At 61.3% G+C, this 15,954-nt stretch carries 14 protein-coding genes; 3 read left to right on the forward strand and 11 right to left on the reverse strand.

What is annotated here, in order from left to right:
• Window positions 1–179 precede the first annotated feature (179 nt).
• The 3 genes from HV782_RS06490 to plsB all read right to left on the reverse strand — a co-directional run bounded on the left by HV782_RS06490 (window position 180) and on the right by plsB (window position 3,900).
• Window positions 180–869, reverse strand: coding sequence for a DUF4197 domain-containing protein (locus tag HV782_RS06490; RefSeq protein WP_123465050.1), 690 nt, complete (start codon window positions 867–869; stop codon window positions 180–182).
• A gap of 27 nt (window positions 870–896) precedes the next feature.
• Entirely contained in the window at window positions 897–1,295 is a 399-nt protein-coding gene (locus HV782_RS06495) for a YbaY family lipoprotein (RefSeq protein ID WP_123465052.1), read from the reverse strand.
• Window positions 1,296–1,398: 103 nt separating this feature from the next.
• Complete coding sequence (gene plsB, locus HV782_RS06500; RefSeq protein ID WP_186745105.1) at window positions 1,399–3,900, reverse strand: glycerol-3-phosphate 1-O-acyltransferase PlsB; 2,502 nt, start codon at window positions 3,898–3,900, stop codon at window positions 1,399–1,401.
• 237 nt (window positions 3,901–4,137) lie between these two features.
• Here plsB and HV782_RS06505 point away from each other — a divergent pair, with 237 nt between their 5' ends.
• Entirely contained in the window at window positions 4,138–4,347 is a 210-nt protein-coding gene (locus HV782_RS06505) for a cold-shock protein (protein WP_007908870.1), read from the forward strand.
• 83 nt (window positions 4,348–4,430) lie between these two features.
• On the opposite strand, the gene HV782_RS06510 is transcribed toward HV782_RS06505, so the two are convergent.
• From HV782_RS06510 to HV782_RS06525, 4 genes are all read right to left on the reverse strand, one after another.
• On the reverse strand, window positions 4,431–4,808 hold the full coding sequence (locus HV782_RS06510; RefSeq protein ID WP_039769649.1) for a hypothetical protein: 378 nt from the start codon (window positions 4,806–4,808) through the stop codon (window positions 4,431–4,433).
• Between the two features lie 75 nt (window positions 4,809–4,883).
• A complete protein-coding gene (locus tag HV782_RS06515) occupies window positions 4,884–5,693 on the reverse strand; it encodes a putative RNA methyltransferase (RefSeq protein ID WP_123465056.1) in 810 nt (269 codons plus the stop codon).
• A complete protein-coding gene (gene dapE, locus HV782_RS06520; RefSeq protein WP_123465058.1) occupies window positions 5,693–6,844 on the reverse strand; it encodes a succinyl-diaminopimelate desuccinylase in 1,152 nt (383 codons plus the stop codon). The genes HV782_RS06515 and dapE overlap by 1 nt, the downstream gene beginning before the upstream one ends.
• A gap of 238 nt (window positions 6,845–7,082) precedes the next feature.
• Window positions 7,083–9,674 (reverse strand): glycosyltransferase, encoded by a 2,592-nt coding sequence (locus tag HV782_RS06525; RefSeq protein ID WP_123465060.1) that lies wholly within the window; start codon window positions 9,672–9,674, stop codon window positions 7,083–7,085.
• Window positions 9,675–9,888: 214 nt separating this feature from the next.
• Here HV782_RS06525 and tcdA point away from each other — a divergent pair, with 214 nt between their 5' ends.
• Window positions 9,889–10,707, forward strand: a complete 819-nt coding sequence (gene tcdA, locus HV782_RS06530) for a tRNA cyclic N6-threonylcarbamoyladenosine(37) synthase TcdA (protein ID WP_437180211.1) — start codon at window positions 9,889–9,891, stop codon at window positions 10,705–10,707.
• A 115-nt stretch (window positions 10,708–10,822) separates the two neighbouring features.
• Here the strand turns inward: tcdA and HV782_RS06535 are convergent, their stop codons facing one another.
• The 4 genes from HV782_RS06535 to HV782_RS06550 all read right to left on the reverse strand — a co-directional run bounded on the left by HV782_RS06535 (window position 10,823) and on the right by HV782_RS06550 (window position 13,990).
• Window positions 10,823–11,227 carry a SufE family protein gene (locus HV782_RS06535; RefSeq protein WP_186745109.1) on the reverse strand — a complete coding sequence of 135 codons (405 nt, stop codon included), beginning with the start codon at window positions 11,225–11,227 and terminating at the stop codon, window positions 10,823–10,825.
• Window positions 11,224–12,429: an aminotransferase class V-fold PLP-dependent enzyme gene (locus HV782_RS06540; protein WP_186745112.1), complete on the reverse strand. Its 1,206-nt coding sequence runs from the start codon at window positions 12,427–12,429 to the stop codon at window positions 11,224–11,226. Before HV782_RS06540 ends, HV782_RS06535 begins: the two co-directional genes overlap by 4 nt.
• Window positions 12,430–12,560: 131 nt before the next feature.
• Window positions 12,561–13,595 (reverse strand): 2,3,4,5-tetrahydropyridine-2,6-dicarboxylate N-succinyltransferase, encoded by a 1,035-nt coding sequence (gene dapD / locus HV782_RS06545; protein ID WP_186745114.1) that lies wholly within the window; start codon window positions 13,593–13,595, stop codon window positions 12,561–12,563.
• Between the two features lie 32 nt (window positions 13,596–13,627).
• Window positions 13,628–13,990: an ArsC family reductase gene (locus HV782_RS06550; protein ID WP_123465070.1), complete on the reverse strand. Its 363-nt coding sequence runs from the start codon at window positions 13,988–13,990 to the stop codon at window positions 13,628–13,630.
• Window positions 13,991–14,283: 293 nt separating this feature from the next.
• Here HV782_RS06550 and HV782_RS06555 point away from each other — a divergent pair, with 293 nt between their 5' ends.
• The gene (locus tag HV782_RS06555; RefSeq protein WP_123465072.1) at window positions 14,284–15,915 is read left to right on the forward strand and encodes a Na+/H+ antiporter; all 1,632 of its coding nucleotides are present in this window, start codon (window positions 14,284–14,286) and stop codon (window positions 15,913–15,915) included.
• Window positions 15,916–15,954: the final 39 nt, after the last annotated feature.

Raw genomic sequence — 15,954 nt, forward strand, 5'->3', positions numbered from 1 at the left:
TGCGCTTGTGTGGGAGCTGGCTTGCCAGCGATGACGGCCCCCCAGCCGACCAGTCTCTAACGGATTGCTCACGATCCAACTGTAGGAGTGAGCCTCGATCAAGTCGATTCGCAACATTGGCGCCCACAAAAAAGCCCGCTGAGCCGGTGGAGGTCAGCGGGCTTTTTGTCGTTCGGGATTTACAGCGTCCCGAACACTTTCTTCGCCAGGCTGGTCGCGGCAGCGGCCGGGTTCTGGCGGATGGTTTCTTCCTGTTTGCCGATCATTTCGAACAGGCCATTGAGCGCTTGTTCGGTGACGTAGTTTTCAACGTTGGCGCTCTTGGCGTCGACGACGCCGAAGGTGGCGGCCTGGCCGGCGAAGGCGTTGTATTTCTGGGCCACGCCGACTTTGTCAGTGGCTTGTTTGACGATCGGCAGGAACTTGGCGCGGATCTGTTCGCGACTGGATTTGTCCAGGTATTGAGTGGCCGAATCTTTGCCGCCGCTGAGGATGCCTTTGGCGTCAGCCACGCTCATTTTTTTCACGGCGTCGATCAGGATGGGCTGAGCCTGGGTCACGGCGGATTCGGCGGCCTTGTTCATGGCGGTTTCCAGTTCTTCGACCTGGGCACCCATGCCGAAGGCTTTCATTTTGCTGGCGGCTTTGCCGAGTTTGCCCGGCAATTCGATCTTCACGTCCGGGTTATTGCTGAACCCACCCGGGGTGCCGAGTTGTTTGACGGCGATTTGCGCGCCTTGAGCCAGCGCATCCTTGAGGCCGCCGGCGGCGTCTTGTTGCGACAGGTCGGTAAGCGACAGTGCCATCGCGTTGGCGCAGATCATCAGGCCTGCGCACAGGCCGGCGAAGCGAAGGGTAGGGCGGAGCATGGCGGCTTCCTTGTTGCAGAAAATGAATTAACGAACAGCGTCGACGCGGATTTTCAGCGGTTGCGGGTCGTTGCCGTCGAGTTGCACGGCGTGGTTTTCGGTGGTGATGAACATCAGCTCGCCGTTGACTTCAATGCGCGCGCTGACTGAGTAACGGTGGCCGGGTTTGACCTGGGCCGGATCGTAGCTCAAGTGGAACGGCAACGGAACCTGGCCTTTGACCGGGCCTTTCTGTTCATCGAGGACCACCGCCGGTGCATCGGCCAGCGACACGTCTTGCAGGCTCACGCTCAGGGTCGCGCTCGGTGGCAGGGCGATGCGTTGCAGGTAGAACACTTCGCCGTCGAGGCCGACTTTGCCGGCGGGGGTGGTCGACTGGCAGGCGCTGAGCAGGGCAGCGGCAGCGAGAACGGTGAGTTTTTTCATGGTAAATCTCCTTTCAATGTGGGAGTGGGCTTGCTCGCGATGGCGGTTCAACATCCCTGTTGTCTGCCCCACCGCGAGCCGGCTCTCTCCTACAGGTATTGCATCAGGCTTCGGACTGGCTGGTCGGTTGGTCTGCTGCATCTTCACTGCGGTGCAACGCCACCTGGCGGATCGACAAGCGAATCTCCGCGGGCAGCACGCGTTTGGCCGCGCCTTCGGCCAGTTCGCCGAGCAGTTCGTGATAGCTCAGTTTGCCGGCTTCGTCGCGACGAAGAACGTCGAGGTCGAGCAGGGTCTGGATGAAGTGGCGGAACAGGCTCTTGTCGAAGAATTCCGGGGCATTGAGGCCGTGCAGGATCGACAGGCGCTGGGCCATGACCGTGCAGAGGTCTTCCAGCTCTTCGGCACTGATGCTGTTCTGGCCGGCGTTGAGCAGCAACGACACCGTCATGTAGAAGCGTTGCAACGTCTGCGCGATGCTTTTCGACAGCAAGGTCAGCAGCACGAAATGCCGCGAACTCGGTGCCGGTCGCAAGTACAGCTCTTTCTCGAAGCGCAGCAGCCCCTGTTCGACGAACGCTTCCAGCCACTGATCGACGACCCCGTCGAGCTCGTCCAGCGTCCAGCGAATGAACAGCTCCGATTGCAGGTACGGATACAGTGCGCGGGTGTAGCGCAGGATCTGTTCGCGACTCATGCGCGACGTGCTTTGGAAAAAGCTCGCCAGCAGTGCCGGCAGGGCGAAGATGTGCAGCACGTTGTTGCGGTAGTAGGTCATCAGGACGGCGTTCTGCTCGTCCAGGTAGAGAATTTTGCCCAGGGCGTCGTTCTGCTCGGACAGCAGATCCATGTCCTTCACGTGCTCGATCAATGCGCGGCCATCGCCTTCCGGCAAGGTCGTGTGTGGCGAGTACGGCACCTTGCGCAACAGGGCCAGGTACAGATCCAGCACCCGCGCCATCGCGCGATCATCCAGCGCCAGGCGGGTGGTCGACAACAATGCCAGCGCCACCAGATTGACCGGGTTGATCGCCGCCGCTTCGTTCAAGTGTTGCGCGACTTTGTCGCCGAGGCGGTTGGTGGTTTCGTTAAGCCATGCCGGTTTGTACTGTGGACCGAGTTCCTGCTGGCGCCAGCCCGGCTGTTCGCTGTCGAGGAATTCCGCGAGTTTGATCGGTTCGCCGAAGTTCACCGCTACCTGGCCGAAGCGCTGCTTGAGCGCGCCGATGACTTTGAAGATGTCGAAGATCGATTCTTTCTTCTTGCTCGCGCCTCGCAATTCTCCGAGGTAGGTACGACCTTCCAGCACGCGCTCGTAACCGATGTACACCGGCACGAAGACGATCGGCATCCGCGACGAACGCAGGAAGCTGCGCATCGTGATGGCGAGCATGCCGGTCTTCGGTTGCAACATGCGCCCGGTGCGTGAGCGGCCACCTTCGACGAAGTACTCGACCGGGAAACCTTTGGTGAACAGGGTGTGCAGGTATTCGTTGAACACCGAGGTGTACAGCGGATTGCCCTTGAACGTGCGGCGCATGAAGAACGCGCCGCCACGGCGCAGCAGGCTGCCGATCACCGGCATGTTGAGGTTGATCCCGGCGGCGATGTGTGGTGGGGTCAAGCCGTTGCGGAACAGCAAGTACGACAGCAGCAGATAGTCGATGTGGCTGCGGTGGCACGGCACGTAGATCACTTCGTGACCCTGGGCGACCTTCTGCACGCCTTCGATGTGGTTGACCTTGATGCCGTCGTAGATCTTGTTCCAGAACCAGCTCAGCACCACTTCGAGGAAGCGGATCGCGGTGTAGGTGTAGTCCGAAGCGATCTCGTTGCCGTAGCGCAGGGCCTGGGCCTTGGCTTTTTCCAGGGAGATGTTCTCGCGCTCGGCCTCTTCGACGATCGCTTGCCTGACCAGTGGCTGGTTGAGCAGGCCTTTGACGAGGTTACGGCGGTGGGAAATGTCCGGGCCGATGACGGCGGCTTTCAGATTGCGGAAGTGCACGCGCAGGATGCGCTGGGCCATGCGCACCGTGCGTTCGTGGCCCTTGTTATGCTCGATCAGTTCGCGCAGGTGGATCGGCGCCGAGAACTGCACGCGGGTCTTGCGGCCGAGGACGATGATGCTCAGCAGGCGACGCAGGCGCCCGGTCACGGCCCAGCTGTCGGCAAACAGCAACTTCCACGGACTGTTTTCGCTGTCCGGCGACTGGCCCCAGAACACGCTGACCGGAATGATCTGTGCGTCTTCGGCGGCGTTCTGGGTCAGGGCGCTGACCAGACGGGTCAGGGTTGGCGGTGCGCCGCGTTTATCCTGGCGACCGAGCCAGTCGGGGTCCGGCGTCAGATAGAAAAACGCCGCCGGCTCGATCAGCGAACCGACCGACACCGGCAGCACCGGACGCGGCAGGCCAGCCTTGGTGCACTCGGTGTCGACCACGGCCAGATCGGTCAGTGAAGGGTTTTGCAGGACGTAGAACACCGGACGACTGCGGTCGAGGTTGAGGGTGAACGACGACTGGTTGATCGTCTCGGATCGCACCCAGAGATACAACAGTCGGCGCAAGGTGCCAAACACAAGACGGCGGAACGGGGAACGGGTCATACGGCTTCTGCGTGAGTTGATAAACCGAGCGTTTGCTCGGGAGGTCGACAGTTTGCCGTATTCACCGAAAATCGGCAAAAAAGCGGCGAAGTAATCTCCTGTTGAGACTTTTCGCACCTGTCATATACTCGGCGGTCTGTCGCCGGGGCCCTTTTATGGACGTCGGACGCAGGCTGACGTTCCGCGAAGGCTTTCCTGCGAAAAGCCTGTTCAATAATAAAAAAGGAGTATGAACAGATGGCAACACGTGAAACCGGCAATGTGAAGTGGTTCAACGACGCCAAGGGCTACGGCTTTATTCAGCGCGAAGACGGGGTGGACGTGTTCGTGCACTACCGCGCGATTCGCGGCGAAGGGCACCGGTCGCTGACTGAAGGCCAGCAGGTTGAATACGCAGTGATTACTGGCGAGAAGGGTTTGCAGGCTGAGGATGTAGTCGGCTTGTAACAGCGGTTTCAAGCTGCAAGCCACAAGCTACAAGCCGTTCAGCTTGAGACTTGCAGCTTGCAGCTCGTAACCTGCAGCTGCTGTTAAGCAGTTTTCCAGGTGATCTCTTCTTCACCATCGGCGCTGATGCGAATCCAGCGATCCGCCGTCTCTTCACCTTCTTCTTCAACCCACGTCCCTGGCGCGCAACGCACCTCCACGTTCAACGCGGCGAAGGCGGCGCGGGCGCAGGCGATGTCGTCGTCCCATGGGGTCGCATCGCTTTCCAGGTACAGGCTGTTCCACTTGCCCACGGCTTTCGGCAGCCAGGTCACCGGGATGTTGCCGGCCTTGCATTTGTAAGTCTGGCCTTTCTGTACCCAGTCGCTGCACGGGCCCAGCGCGGCGCCGAGCCAGGCGGAAATGGCCTTGTGGTCGACGTCGGCGTCTTTCAGGTAAATCTCGATATCCGGTTGGCGCATGGATGTCCTCACTGCGGGTCTGAAAAATCCATTCGCGGATTTAGCCGGCCCCGGGCACTCGCCCGAGACCAAAAGTTATTGAAGAACGAAATAATCGTAGCGCATCGACACGGTGGTCACGAACGGCTCGGCCTGTTCGATCACCGCTGCACGACGCTCGGCACTGGCGCGCCAGCCGTGGGGTGTCATTGCCAGCAGGTTGGCGCGATCCTCGGGCTTGTCCAGCGTCAGTTTGAATTCCAGGGTTTCGCTGTGCGCCAGCGCCATGCCTTCGGGCACCAGGGCCAGATGCTTGTCGTCGGTGTATTCGCGCACTTCGTCGTACAGCCGTTCGCGCAGTTCCATCAGATGGCCGCTGGTCGGGCCGACCTTCATCAGGCCGCCGCCGACACTGAGCAGGCGCTTGGCCTCTTCCCAGTCCAGCGGGCTGAAAACGCTGGCGAGAAACTGGCAACTGCCCGACGCCAACGGCACGCGAGCCATGCTGGCGATCAACCAGGTCAGGGCCGGGTTGCGCTTGCAGGCGCGTTTGACGGCTTCGCGGGAGATGTCCAGCGCGTAGCCATCTGCGTTTGGCAAAGCCTCGGCGATCTGTGCGGTGTAGTAACCCTCGCCACAACCGATATCGACCCAGCGATCCGGGGCGTAACTCGCCGCCAGTTCGGCCAGGCGTTTGGCCACCGGCGCATAATGCCCGGCATTCAAGAAGTCGCGGCGCGCTTCGACCATGGCCTGGTTGTCGCCGGGATCGCGGCTGTTTTTGTGCTGCACCGGCAACAGGTTCAGGTAACCCTGACGCGCACGGTCGAAGCGGTGGCCGGCAGGGCAGACCACGCCGTTGTCCACGCTGTTAAGCGGTTCACTGCAGATCGGGCACGCGAGCATCAGGCGAGCAACTTGATCAGGGTCTGGTAGTAGATCTCGGTCAGTACGTCGAGATCGGCTGCCAGCACGCGCTCGTTGACCTGGTGGATGGTCGCGTTGACCGGGCCCAGTTCAACCACCTGGGTGCCCATGGTCGCGATGAAACGGCCATCGGACGTACCGCCACTGGTGGACGCCTTGGTCTCGCGGCCAGTGATGTCGCGGATGCTCGACGACACCGCGTCGAGCAGCGCGCCCGGCTCGGTGAGGAACGGCAGGCCGGACAGCGCCCAGTCGATGTGCCAGTCCAGACCGTGTTTGTCGAGGATGTCGGCCACGCGCTTCTGCAGGCCTTCGACGGTCGATTCGGTGGAAAAGCGGAAGTTGAACACCGCCACCAGATCGCCCGGGATCACGTTGGTCGCGCCGGTGCCGGAGTTGACGTTGGAAATCTGGAAGCTGGTCGGCGGGAAGAAATCGTTGCCGTGATCCCAGTGCTCGGCAGCCAGTTCGGCCAGCGCCGGGGCGGCGAGGTGGATCGGGTTCTTCGCCAGATGCGGGTAGGCCACATGGCCCTGAACACCTCGAACAGTGAGCTTGGCACCGAGGGAGCCGCGCCGACCGTTTTTCACCACGTCGCCGACCAGGGTAGTGCTCGACGGTTCGCCGACGATGCACCAGTCCAGACGTTCGTTGCGCGCTGCCAGACGTTCCACCACAGCCTTGGTGCCGTGGTGCGCCGGGCCTTCCTCGTCGCTGGTGATCAGGAACGCGACCTTGCCCTTGTGGTTCGGGTAGTCGGCGACGAAGCGCTCGGCGGCCACGGTCATCGACGCCAGGCTGCCTTTCATGTCCGCTGCGCCACGGCCGCAGAGCATGCCGTGTTCATCAATGACGGCGTTGAACGGGTCGATCTGCCAGGCGCTCACCGGACCGGTCGGCACCACGTCGGTGTGGCCGGCGAAGCACAGCACCGGGCCTTCGTCATTGCCGTGGGTGGCCCAGAAGTTATCCACATCCTCGATGCGCATCGGCTCCAGGGTGAAACCGGCATCGCCCAGGCGCTGCATCATCTGCTTCTGGCAATCGGCGTCGACTGGCGTCACGGACGGGCGGCGGATCAGGTCGATGGCGAGTTGGAGGGTCGGCGAAAGGTCGGCGTGGGCCGTCATGGAAAACTCCGGGATCATGAATTCGAGCGAGGGCCAATGTGGGAGCGAGCTTGCTCGCGAAAGCGGTGTATCAGGCAACATAAGGGTTGAATGTTACAAAGCCTTCGCGAGCAAGCTCGCTCCCACAGGGATTGGGTTCGGTCAGTTACACCGCGTATCACGCCAAGCCCCGCAAAATGGCGGTTATCTTAAAGCAAAACGGCGGCCATTGGCCGCCGTTTAGTGCTTCGTCGAGGAATTAGACGACAGGCGCCGGCTCAGGGGCCGCCGAAGGTTTCGGCAGCGACGAGAGGAACGCCATGATCAGTGCCGCGACGTAAGGCAGCGACTGCACCAGCAGCATCGCCACCCAGAAGCGCATGTCGTTGCTCGGAATGCCTTGCACCAGGTAGATCCCCAGCGCCGCGCCCCACAGCAGCAACATGATGAACAGCTCTTCCCGTGCTTCGGAAATCGCCACCCAGAAGCCATGGTTGTCGGCGTTTTTCGGTGTGCGGAAGAACGGAATGCTGCTGGTGAAAAAGCCGTACAGCACCGCTTTGGCGATGGTGTGCGACAACGCCAGCCCGGCCAGCGCCGCGCAGAACGCATCCTTGAGGTTCACGCCGACGGCGCGACGGTACAGGAAGATGATCTTGCCGACCTTGAACACGAACAGCGCCAACGGCGGGATCGCGAAAATCAGCAGCGGCGGATCGACCCGTTGCGGCACGATGATCATCGCCGCCGACCACAACAGCGCGCCGACGGTGAAGAAGATGTTCATGCCGTCCGCGACCCACGGCAACCAGCCCGCAAGGAAGTGGTAACGCTGACCGCGGGTCAGCTCGGTGTCCTTGCCGCGCAACAGGCTGCCGGTGTGGCGTTTGATGATCTGGATCGCGCCGTAAGCCCAGCGGAAACGCTGTTTCTTGAAGTCGATGAAGGTATCCGGCATCAGGCCCTTGCCGTAACTGTCGTGGTAATACGCCGCCGACAGGCCTTTTTCGAACACGCGCAGACCCAGTTCGGCGTCCTCACAGATACACCAGTCGGCCCAGCCCAGTTCTTCCAGAACCGAGCGGCGGGTCATGGTCATGGTGCCGTGCTGGATGATCGCGTCGCGGTCGTTGCGGGTGACCATGCCGATGTGGAAGAAGCCTTTGTATTCGGCGTAGCAGAGCTTCTTGAAGGTGCTTTCGTTCTGGTCGCGGTAATCCTGCGGCGACTGCACCACGGCGATTTTCGGATCGGCGAAGTGCGGCACCATGTGCTTGAGCCAGTTCGGGTGCACGCAGTAGTCGGAGTCGATCACCGCGATCACTTCGGCGTCCTTGGCGGTGTGCGGAATCAGGTAGTTCAGCGCGCCGCCCTTGAACCCGGCCAAGGGCGAGACGTGGAAGAACTTGAAGCGCGGCCCCAGGGTTTCACAGTAGTCGCGCACCGGCTCCCAGACCGCGGGGTCTTTGGTGTTGTTGTCGATGATCAGGACTTCATAGTCCGGATAATCGAGGGCAGCCAAGGCATCGAGGGTCTGTTTGACCATGTCTGGCGGCTCGTTGTAGCAGGGCACGTGAATCGAGACTTTCGGTCGATAGTCCGAATCACCGATCACCGGCAGGAATTCGCGTCGCCGCTTGTGAATCCACACCGCTTCGGCCAGTTCATGGGCCTCGGTGAGCAGCACGATAAATACCCCGAGCGCACCCAGCGCCAAGAGGAAACCCACGGTCAGACTGAACCAGGTGCTGTATTGCTGGCTGTAGTCGTAGCCGATCCACACCAGCACCGAACCGCAGAGGAACGCGATAAAGGTCAGGAAGGTACGGCCGCGCTGACGCAGGGCCGAACCGTCGATCATCAGCAGGGTCAGCGACAGCAGCGCCAGCACCACCGAACCGATGGCCAGTACGCGCCATTGCGGGATCGCCACCACCGGGCCTTCGAAGTTGAACTTCTGCTGACGCGCGGCATTGAATACGCCCCAGTAGGCGCCCACCGAACCTTCGTCACTGGCCTTCCACGGCTGGTCGAAGGCTTCGATCACGAAGTAGTTGAAGCCCTGACGGTTAAGTTTGTTGACCAGCGTGCGCAGGTAAATCGCCTGATCCGCCGGCGACGCATCGGCGCCACCGCGCATGCGACCGTTGCTCGGCCAGCCGACCTCGGACAGCAGCAGCGGTTTTTTCGGGAACAGCTTTTTCAGGTCGCGGGCGCGGTCGAAGACGAACTGCCCGGCCTTGTCCACGGGAATGAATTCCCAGTAGGGCAGGACGTGCGCCGCGATCAGGTCGACGTGCTTGGCCAGCTCCGGGTGTTCTTCCCAGACGTGCCATTGCTCGGAGGTGGTCACCGGCACCTTGACGGCCGCCCGCACGCGATCAAGCAGCACGCTCAGTTGTTCGGCGGTGATTTCCTTGCGGAAGATCGCTTCGTTGCCGACCACCACGCGAACCACGCTGCGCGAAGTGTTCGCCAGTTCGATGGCGCGCTGGATTTCCCGCTCGTTGCGTTCCTGGTCAGGGCTGATCCAGATCCCCAGCGTCACGCGCAGACCGAATTCTTCCGCCAGTTTCGGGATGTCCTGCAGCGAACCGTCGACCGAGTAGATGCGGATGTTGTCCGTCAGCTTGCTCATGATCTCCAGGTCGCGGCGCATTTCATCGTCAGTCGGATACTGATCCTTCTGTGGGAATTGTCCCTGTTGGAATGGCGAATAGGAGAAACCGGAAATCTGCTCCGGCCAGTTGGGCGCGGAGACCGGGCGGTTGATCAGCGCCCAGAAACCGGTGAACAGGGCGGCGATTGCCAGAACCACCACCAGGTTGAGACCAAATTTACGCGATGACATAGCTATTTCGGGTTCCAAAGGCTGTGGAACGAAGGAACGGATCGGCTTACGCCAAAAGGGCGCGAATCCTACACCGGCACTCCACTAGTCGTACACCAGACAAGGAAATGCCGGATATTGGGCATCCGACTTTGACTTAAGTTCTTACACTTTTAGCTCGAAGGTTAAAACTTGTCGCTGCGTAGCCCTATAATGCGCGCCGGTTTTTGGGGTAATGGTCATGAGTACAGAAGATCCACGGTTTGCAGGCATCGCCCGTTTGTATGGCATCGAGGGTCTCGAGCGCCTGCGCGCGGCCCATGTGGCGATCGTTGGCGTCGGTGGCGTCGGCTCCTGGGCGGCGGAAGCCATGGCCCGCTGTGGTGTCGGCGAGATTTCGCTGTTCGACCTCGACGACGTCTGCGTCAGCAACGCCAACCGGCAGTTGCATGCGCTGGACAGCACCGTTGGCAAACCCAAGGTCGAAGTGATGGCCGAGCGCCTGCGCGGGATCAACCCGGACTGCACGGTGCACGCCGTGGCCGATTTCGTCACCCGCGAGACCATGGCCGAATACATCACGCCGAACATTGACTGCGTGATCGACTGCATCGACGCGGTCAACGCCAAGGCTGCGCTGATTGCCTGGTGCAAGCGGCGCAAGATCCAGATCATCACCACCGGCGGTGCGGGCGGGCAGATTGATCCGACGTTGATTCAGGTGTGCGACCTGAACCGTACGTTCAACGATCCACTGGCTTCAAAAGTGCGTTCGACCTTGCGTCGCGACTACGGCTTCTCGCGCACCGTGACCCGCCATTACAGCGTGCCGTGCGTGTTCTCCACCGAACAGCTGCGCTATCCGAAACCGGACGGCAGTATCTGTTTGCAGAAGAGTTTTGTCGGCGATGGCGTGAAGCTCGACTGCGCCGGCGGGTTTGGCGCGGTGATGATGGTGACGGCGACATTCGGCATGGTCGCGGCGACCAAGGCGGTGGACAAGATTGTGGCGGGTGTCCGGCGCCCGGTGGATCGGCTCAAGCCTCAGGTTTGATGTCGGGGCTTATGGCCTCATCGCTGGCAAGCCAGCTCCCACAGGTATTTGGTTGGTTCACTGCATTTGTGAAGACCATAGAACCCTGTGGCAGCTGGCTTGCCAGCGATGGCGATTAACCGGCCAACTCATTCATCCGCTGAAGTACGGCATTGAGACCATTACTGCGCGAAGGCGAGAGTTGCCGCGAAAGCCCCAGTTCGTTGAACCAGTCCGGCAGATCCACTTGCTGCAATTCAGCAGCGCTCAGACCATTGACCCGCAACAGCAACAACGCCACCAACCCGCGAATCATCCGCGCATCACTACTTGCCGAAAACTGCCAGTGGCCGTCATTCAGCGAGCCCACCAACCACACCTGGCTTTCACAACCATGCACGCGGTTGGCGTCGTTTTTATCTGCATCGTCCAGCGGTGGCAGGCGATCGCCAAACTGCATCAGCAACCGCGCACGCTGTTCCCAACCGGCGGCATTCTGAAAAGTGTGCAGCGCTTCGGCAGCGGCGGGCGGCAGACTCATCGCAACAACTCCAGTGCCTGATCCAGCGCTTCGAAGAAGCGTTCCAGATCCTCGGAATCGTTGTACAACGCCAGCGAAACACGAATCGCCCCGGCCAGCTCCAGGCTTTTCAGCAACGGCATGGCGCAGTGATGCCCGGCGCGCACGGCGATGCCTTGCTCGGTCAGCAGGTGCGCCAGATCGGCGTTGTGCACGCCTTCGACGACAAAACTGGCCAACGCCAGTTGCGGCTTGCCCAGCAGACGGATGCCATTGCGAGCGTGCAGGCCCTTGAGCAGATAGTCATGCAGCGCCGCTTCGTGCGCGGACACTGCGTCCTGGTCCAGGCCGGCCAGATAGTCGAGGGTCGCACCGAGGCCGATCACGCTGGCGATCGGCGGCGTACCCGCCTCGAAACCCAGCGGAGCAGGGCGAAAACGTGAATCGTGATAATTGGCTTCCAGCACCATTTCGCCGCCGAACTGCCAGGGCTTCAGTTGCTCAAGCGCCTTGTTGCGCCCGAACAGCACGCCGAGGCCATCGGGGCCGTACAGCTTGTGGCTGGAAAACACATAGAAGTCACAACCCAGCGCCTGCACGTCGTGGCGACCGTGCACCACACCTTGCGCGCCATCGACCACGGTCAGGGCGTTCTGTGCCTTGGCCATGCCCAATAGCGCTGGCAATGGCTGCCAGGCACCGAGCACATTGGATAACTGACTGACCGCCAGCAAACGTGTACGCGGGCCGATCAGTTGCACGGCGGCCGCGAGGTCGATCAAACCGGCGTCATTCAGCGGCAGGATCACCAGTTTCAGGTCGCGCCGCTGCGCCAGTTGCTGCCACGGCAGCAGGTTGGCGTGATGCTCCAGGGCGCTGATGACAATTTCATCGCCCGGGTGGAAAAGATGTTCCAGGCCATAGGCCAGGAGATTCAGCGCACTGGTGGCGCCGTGAGTGAAGATGATCTGCCCGCTGTCACCGGCATTCAGCCACTGGGCCGCCTTGAGCCGACTGTCTTCGAACGCCTGCGTCGCGTGAGCGCCGGGCAGGTGCTGCGCACGATGCACATTGGCCGCGCCGTTGGCGTAGTAATGCGTCAGTGCGTCAAGCAGGGCTTGCGGTTTTTGCGTGGTGGCGGCGTTGTCCAGATAGGTCTGGTCTTGCCGTTGCAGGGCGGCGATGGCCGGAAAGTCGGCGCGCCAGGGGGAGGGAATCATCATTTGTTCAGCCCTGTGAACTTGGGCGGGATGTACACAAGACACTGTGGGAGCGAGCCTGCTCGCGAAGGCGTTCTTGAATACGCCAAAAGCTTCGCGAGCAAGCTTGCTCCCACAGGAGGTCGATGTGCTGCTTAGTTGTGAGCGTGCAGCGCTTCGTTCAGCTCGATTGCCGATTTGTGGGTTTTGCACTCCACGGCACCGGTTTCCGAGTTGCGACGGAACAGCAGGTCAGTCTGACCGGCCAGCTCACGCGCCTTCACCACCTTGACCAGGTTGTTGTGCTCGTCCAGCAGTGCCACCTTGGTGCCGGCGGTCACGTACAGGCCCGACTCGACGGTGTTGCGGTCGCCCAACGGGATACCGATACCGGCGTTGGCACCGATCAGGCAGCCTTCGCCGACCTTGATCACGATGTTGCCGCCACCCGACAGGGTGCCCATGGTCGAGCAGCCGCCGCCCAGATCCGAGCCCTTGCCGACGAACACGCCAGCGGACACGCGGCCTTCGATCATGCCCGGGCCTTCGGTGCCGGCGTTGAAGTTGATGAAGCCTTCGTGCATCACGGTGGTGCCTTCGCCCACGTAGGCACCCAGACGCAGACGCGCAGCGTCAGCGATGCGCACGCCGGCCGGAACCACGTAGTCGGTCATTTTCGGGAACTTGTCCACCGAGAACACTTCCAGCAGCTCGCCGCGCAGGCGGGCTTCGAGTTGCATCTCGGCCAGTTCGCTCAGGTCGATCGCGCCCTGGCTGGTCCAGGCCACGTTCGGCAGCAGCGGGAAGATCCCGGCCAGGCTCACGCCGTGCGGCTTGACCAGACGGTGGGACAGCAGGTGCAGCTTGAGGTAGGCCTCAGGTGTCGAGGTCAGCTGTGCGTCTTCCGCCAGCAGGGTGGCGACCAGCGGCTTGTGGCTCTCGGCCAGACGGGTCAGCAGCTTGCCTTGCACGGCGTCGATGACTTTGACCGCTTCAGCCAGTTGCGCAGCCTGCGCGGTGGTGAAGGCGATGGCCTGGTTGCCTTCGGTGTAGCCGAGGATCGGCGCAACAGCGGCGACCAGTTCGGCCGACGGGTTGAGCAGTGGCTGGGCGTAAAACACTTCCAGCCACGCGCCTTGACGGTTCTGAGTGCCGACACCAAAGGCGATGCTGAACAGGGATTTGGACATGTGAATACCTCTAGCAATAAGTGACGGGCTGCTTACTGGAGTGCAGCCGCGTAGATGTCTGGCTTGAAGCCAATCAGGGTTCGGTCACCGAGATCGAGCACCGGGCGCTTGATCATCGAGGGTTGAGCGAGCATCAGTTCGATGGCTTTCGACTGGTCGAGATCGGCTTTACGTTCGTCGTCGAGTTTGCGAAAGGTCGTGCCTGCACGGTTCAACACCGTTTGCCAGCCGTGCTCGTCACACCATTGAGTCAGGTGCTCACGGTCGATACCGGCGGTTTTGTAATCATGAAAGTCGTAGCTGACAGCGTGTTCATCGAGCCAGGTGCGCGCCTTCTTCATGGTGTCGCAGGCTTTGATGCCGAAAAGGTGCAACGTTTTACTTGAAACGGTCAAGGAATCGCCCCCTTTACAGGTGCTGGAGAAAAATGGTGTCGGATTATGCCATGACCAAACCGGTTCGCGGCGCCTCAGGTCGATTTGGCAATGCAAAACCCTGTGGGAGCGAGCTTGCTCGCGAATACGGTGTGTCATTAACAGAGATTTTGACTGACACGGCCCCTTCGCGAGCAAGCTCGCTCCCACACTGGTGCGGCGTGTACGCGTGCGACATAGGTGCAAACGCCAGACGCATCCTAAGCGGCTAATATGGCAGTTCAACGCTGTCGATCGTCTGAGATTTCCGCTTTATGCAAACCGCTTATACCGTCCTGATCCTGCTGATGCTGGTCAGCGTCTCGCGGCTGGTCGGACGGGTCATCCCGCTGCCGCTTCCTCTGGTGCAAATCGCCGCTGGCGCCTTGCTCGCCTGGCCGACCCTCGGTCTGCATGTGGCCCTTGATCCCGAATTGTTCCTGTTTCTATTCCTGCCACCGTTGCTGTTTTCCGATGGCTGGCGCATGCCCAAGCGCGAGTTCTGGCAGTTGCGCGGGCCGATTCTGACCCTGGCGGTCGGACTCGTTCTGTTCACCGTGGTCGGAGCGGGTTACTTCATTCACTGGCTGCTGCCGACGATTCCGCTGCCGGTGGCTTTCGCCCTGGCCGCCGTGCTGTCGCCGACGGATGCGGTGGCCGTCTCGGCGATTTCGCAGAACCGCTTGCCGACGCCACTGATGCACATGTTGCAGGGCGAGGCGCTGATGAACGACGCTTCAGGCCTGGTGACATTCAAGTTCGCCCTCGCTGCCGCAGTGACCGGAGTATTTTCGCTGGCCAATGCCAGTCTGACGTTTGTACTGGTGGCGGTTGGTGGCCTGGCGGTGGGCGTCGCGCTGAGCTGGCTGGTCGGGCGCTTGCGTGCGTGGATGATCGCTCGCGGCTGGGATGATCCGGCCACCCACGTGGTGTTCATGTTACTGCTGCCTTTCGCGGCGTATGTGCTGGCCGAGCGGTTGGGCGCTTCCGGCATTCTTTCGGCGGTGGCGGCGGGGATGATGCAGAGCTGGCTCGATCTGTTGCCACGTCAGACCAGCACCCGCTTGCTCAATCGCAGCGTCTGGTCATTGCTGGAGTTTGCCTTCAATGGTTTGATCTTCCTGCTGCTCGGCCTGCAATTGCCGGACATCATCAAAGCCGTGGTCAGCCACGAGCCGACGTTGTGGCCGACGCTGTTCTATCGCTGCCTTGATGTCGTGGCGATTTTCCTCGCGCTGGTACTGCTGCGGTTTATCTGGGTGCAGAGTATCTGGCGCTTGTCGGTGCTGCTGCGACGTTTGCGCGGCAAGGGCGAGCTGACGCAAGTGCCGACGGCGCGTTCCTGCTGGCTGTTGACTGTCGGTGGGGTGCGAGGTGCGGTGACGCTGGCCGGTGTGATGTCGGTGCCGATGCTGATGGGTAGCGAGGCTTTCCCCGAGCGTGACCTGCTGATCTTCATCGCCGCCGGGGTAATTCTGCTGTCGCTGATCTCGGCATGTATCGCGCTGCCACTGTTGCTGCGGGGCATCGAAAAAAGCCCGGATGACAAGCGCCGTCAGGAAGTGCGCGATGCCTGGCGCAAGACTGCCGAGGCGGCGATCCATGCGCTGGAAACCGAAGAGGTCGCCCCGCAGGACGCCGCTCAGGCGGCACTCTCGGCGGAACTGAAAGCGCGGATCATGTCCGAGTATCGCCATCAACTTGAGGTCTTCAACGATTCCGCCGAAGCCCAGGCGTTGGCGTTTCAGATGGATCTGCTGGAGCGCCGGCTGCGTTTGAAGGCCCTACGGGCGCAGCGCCTCGAACTGTATAGCCTCAGTCGGCAGCATCAGATTGGCGATGACGTGTTGCGGGAGGTCTTGGGTGAGCTGGATTTGAGTGAGGCGAATCTGGGACAGGTCAAATAGCCTGCGGAGTTGCCCGCGCCAGAGCGTCTGGCGCGGGCA

The organism is Pseudomonas monsensis, from assembly GCF_014268495.2.
Lineage (GTDB): Bacteria > Pseudomonadota > Gammaproteobacteria > Pseudomonadales > Pseudomonadaceae > Aquipseudomonas > Aquipseudomonas monsensis.